This is a genomic window from Microbacterium sp. Leaf351 (assembly GCF_001423825.1).
Lineage (GTDB): Bacteria > Actinomycetota > Actinomycetes > Actinomycetales > Microbacteriaceae > Microbacterium > Microbacterium ginsengisoli.
The window spans coordinates 108737-112576 of record NZ_LMPK01000002.1; the positions used below are offsets into that span (position 1 = coordinate 108737).

At 71.5% G+C, this 3840-nt stretch carries 6 protein-coding genes; 4 read left to right on the plus strand and 2 right to left on the minus strand.

What is annotated here, in order from left to right:
• Positions 1 to 170: 170 nt before the first annotated feature.
• The 4 genes from ASG00_RS16155 to ASG00_RS01065 all read left to right on the plus strand — a co-directional run bounded on the left by ASG00_RS16155 (position 171) and on the right by ASG00_RS01065 (position 2811).
• Positions 171 to 665, plus strand: a complete 495-nt coding sequence (locus ASG00_RS16155; RefSeq protein ID WP_056206209.1) for a hypothetical protein — start codon at positions 171 to 173, stop codon at positions 663 to 665.
• A 138-nt stretch (positions 666 to 803) separates the two neighbouring features.
• A complete protein-coding gene (locus ASG00_RS01055) occupies positions 804 to 1388 on the plus strand; it encodes a hypothetical protein (RefSeq protein WP_056206211.1) in 585 nt (194 codons plus the stop codon).
• A gap of 44 nt (positions 1389 to 1432) precedes the next feature.
• On the plus strand, positions 1433 to 1780 hold the full coding sequence (locus ASG00_RS01060; RefSeq protein WP_056206212.1) for an ArsR/SmtB family transcription factor: 348 nt from the start codon (positions 1433 to 1435) through the stop codon (positions 1778 to 1780).
• A 53-nt stretch (positions 1781 to 1833) separates the two neighbouring features.
• The gene (locus ASG00_RS01065; protein WP_056206214.1) at positions 1834 to 2811 is read left to right on the plus strand and encodes an SRPBCC family protein; all 978 of its coding nucleotides are present in this window, start codon (positions 1834 to 1836) and stop codon (positions 2809 to 2811) included.
• Between the two features lie 24 nt (positions 2812 to 2835).
• Here the strand turns inward: ASG00_RS01065 and ASG00_RS01070 are convergent, their stop codons facing one another.
• Together ASG00_RS01070 and ASG00_RS15585 are read right to left on the minus strand one after the other, a co-directional pair.
• Positions 2836 to 3513: a response regulator gene (locus ASG00_RS01070; protein WP_056206216.1), complete on the minus strand. Its 678-nt coding sequence runs from the start codon at positions 3511 to 3513 to the stop codon at positions 2836 to 2838.
• Positions 3510 to 3840 (minus strand): sensor histidine kinase (locus ASG00_RS15585; protein WP_235559024.1); only part of this gene is annotated, 331 nt, incomplete at its 5' end. The genes ASG00_RS01070 and ASG00_RS15585, both read right to left, overlap by 4 nt.

The following is a 3840-nucleotide window of genomic DNA, read 5'->3' on the forward strand; positions in this document are numbered from 1 at the left end:
TCGTTCGACGACCAGTGCCTGTTCGACCTGTGCATCGAATACGGGTTCAGCTACGCGCAGGCCGCCGAGGCCTTCGACGTGTCCCACGGCGTCATCCGCAATCGGCTGTCCCGTATCCGTGCGCGCCTGCGGGCGGCGCTCACGCCCGGCGAAGAGGAGGGGTCGACATCATGACTCTTCAGCTTCCCCCGACCGACGAGCAGATCGCGCGCATGCGTCGCGAGGTGCTCACGACCATCGCCGTGCGTCGCACGCGTCGCCGCCGCCGATTCTGGTGGGTCGCGGGTGCGACGGCCCTCGTGCTCGCCGCCTCGACGGCGGGCGTCGCGGCCCTGTTCGCCTCGGTCGACGACCGCAACGTGACGTTCGACTGCTACACGAGCACCGATCTGACGTCGAACCACAGCACGTCCACGTCGGTCGAGACCGACCGTGACAAGAACACCGAACTGTCGATGGCCGACCGTGTCGCGACCGCTCTCGCCGTGTGCGAGGCGAGCTATACGGCCGTGCGCACGGGCGAGGACGCGCCGGCGGGGCCGTACGTGCCCAACCCGACGGCCTGCGTGCTGTCGGACCGACGGATCGCCGTACTTCCGAACGCGGCCGGCAAGGACGATGCGTCGTTCTGCGTCGCGCTCGGACTCACAGCCCCCGGGCGGTAGCCCGGGGGTGGGGCGGAGTACCCGACGCGATGGTTCTTGGGGGCGCGTCGGGTGCTACCGCCGTCGTGAACGGATGCCGCGGCATCCGTTGTGCGCCATCGGACCACGTGCTGTGATGTTGCTATGAGGGAGTCGACGATGACCGCTCGATCGTGGGTCGTTGCCGGGGCGCTGCTGGTGATCGGTGCGCTCTGGACCTCGCAGACGGCGATTCCGCGTGGTGGCACCCCGCCGATCGCGCCCGCGCTCACGGCGGCGGCGTACGCGCTCTTCGCGGTGGGCTTCACCCGGGCGGCGAGCGTCACCGGCCGGCGCCCGCTCGGCACGGTCGCCCTGCTCGCACTCAGCGCGCTGGTGCTCGTGCAGGGGTACATCGACCCGACTCCGGCGAACGAGGCACTGACCGTGGCCGGCGGCGCGGAGATCGCGCTCTACAGTCTCGCGCTGCTGGTGCTCATGCTGGGTGCCGCGATCGTCGCCGCGGTCGAGATCGCCCGGGTCGATGTCGTCCCGCGCCCGTGGCGCTGGGTTCCGCTCGGGGGCGCCGTGGCGTTCGCCGTGATGCAGGCGGTGGTGTGGGTGATGCCCGCGCCGCTGACCGAGGCGTGGATGACCGTGGTCGGCGTCGTCTCGGGAGTCGTGTGGCTCGGCGTGCCGCTGCTCCTCGGCTTCGTGGCGATCTTCCTCGGTGTGGAGCGCGCCGCCGATCGCGCGCGGGCGTGATCGGGGCTTGACGCTGTTCGGCGCGCGTCGTAACCTACAACCAAATGGTTGTATTTACTGAACTCGCCGACGCCGACGTGGACCGCATCTTCCGGGCCCTCGCCGACGCCACGCGCCGCGACATCCTGCAGCGCACCCTCACGGGTGAGCAGACCGTCTCGGCGCTCGCCGCGGCCTACGACATGAGCTTCGCCGCCGTGCAGAAGCACGTCGCCGTGCTCGAGGCCGCCCACCTCGTCGTCAAACGTGCGGAAGGGAGGGAGCGACTCGTGCGCGCCGATCCCGACACCATCGCGCGGGCACGGTGCCTGCTGGCCGAGTACGAGCGCGTCTGGCGCTCGCGCATCGACCGGCTCGACGCTCTGCTCGCCGAAGACGACACCCCCGCCTGATCCCCCCGAAGGACGCCGCGCCGCGGCATCCGCCCCGAAAAGAGGAGCTCGCCATGCCCGTCACCTCCGTCACCGTCGACCCTGAGGCCCTCACCCTCACCCTCATCGCCGACGTCGCCGCCACCCCCGAGCGGCTCTGGCGCGCGTTCACCGAACCCGCCCAGCTCGAGCGCTTCTGGGGCCCGCCCGGATGGCCGGCCTCGTTCACCCGCTTCGACTTCACGGTCGGCGGCATCGCGAGCTACCACATGACCGGCCCGCGCGGAGAGCTCGCGCACGCCCGGTGGGAGTTCCTCGTCATCGACGCCCCGCACCGCTTCGAGGTGCTCGACACCTTCGCCGACGAGAACGGCGACAGCGTGCCCGACATGCCCGGTATGCGGGCGACGTTCGCCGTCGAGCCCACCCCGACCGGCGCACGCCTGGTCAGCGTCTCCCACTTCGTCTCGGTCGAGGCGCTCGAGCAGATGCTCGCGATGGGCATGCGCGAAGGCTTCACCATGGCGATCAGCCAGCTCGACGCGGTGCTGCGCGACCTGCGAGACTACGCCCTCGGCGCCGGCACCCAGGTCGAGGTTCTCGACGACACCCACGTGCGCATCACCCGACTCATCGAAGGCCCCCGTGAGCTGGTGTGGCGCGCGCACCACGAGCCAGAGCTGCTCAAGACCTGGCTGCTCGGCCCCGACGGGTGGGAGATGACGATCGCCGAACCCGGGCTCGCCGCGGGCGACACCTACCGCTACGCGTGGGCGCCCGTCGAGGGCGGCGAGGGCCAGGCGTTCGGGTTCGAGGGCGACACGCTCGTCGTCGACGCCCCGCGCCGCGTCGTGACCACCGAGCGCATGACCGGCATGCCCGGGCCGTCGACCCTCAACGACCTGACTCTCTACGAAGAGGACGGCGTCACCCTTCTCACGCTGCTTATCGAATACCCGGATGCCGCGACCCGCGACATGATCCTCGGCACCGGCATGACCGAGGGCATGGAGCGCAGCTACCAGCGGCTCGACGCGCTCGCCGCCGTCTGACGGCGCGCCGCGTGGTGCCGGGCGCTAGTCGCCCGGCACCAGGCGGTAGCCCATGCCCTGCTCGGTGAGAAGGTGCACCGGGTGGGCGGGGTCGGCCTCGAGCTTCTTGCGCAGCTGCGACATGTAGAGGCGCAGATACCCGGTGTCGGCGATCTGCTCGCTCGCCCAGATCTCCTTCAAGAGCGTCTGCCGGGTGACCAGCGCGTCGGGGTTGCGGGCGAGGAACTCCAGCATCCGCCACTCGGTCGGCGTCAGATGCACGCGCGCGCCCGCCCGCGTCACCGACTTGGCGGCGAGGTCGATCGTCACGTCGGCGAAGCGCACCACCGGCTCGCCCGCGGCATCCGGTCGCCGACGCGCCAATGCGCGCAGCCGCGCCAGCAGCTCGTCGACCTGGAACGGCTTCGTGACGTAGTCGTCGGCGCCGGCGTCGAGCGCCTCCACCTTGTCGGCCGAGCCCGTGCGTCCCGAGACCACGATGATCGGCGCGGTCGTCCAGCCGCGCAGCGCCTCGATCACCTGCACGCCGTCGAGCCGCGGCATCCCGAGATCGAGCAGCACGATGTCGGGATGCGCCTGCGCGGCGAGCGTCACCGCCGCCGCCCCGTCGGGCGCGGCGATCACCTCGTAGCCGTGCGCCGACAGCGTGATGCGCAGCGCCCGCACGAGCTGCGGGTCGTCATCGGCCACCAGAACCTTCATCGCGCCCCCTGCGTCGTCGTCTCGGCGGCCGGCTGCACCGGCAGCTCCACGACCATCGTGAGCCCGCCGCCCGGGGTGTCCTCGGGGGTGAGCGTGCCGCCCATGCCCTCGGTGAACCCGCGGGAGATCGCGAGCCCGAGACCGAGGCCGGTCGTGTTGTCGGTGTCGCCCTGCCGCTGGAACGGCGCGAAGATGTCGTCGCGGCGGTCGGCCGGCACCCCGGGGCCGCGGTCGATCACCCGGATCTGCGCGAGCTCGCCCAGCCGGCTCGTCGTGACCACCACATGGGTTCCGGGTGCCGCGAAGCGGCGCGCGTTGGCGAGGAGG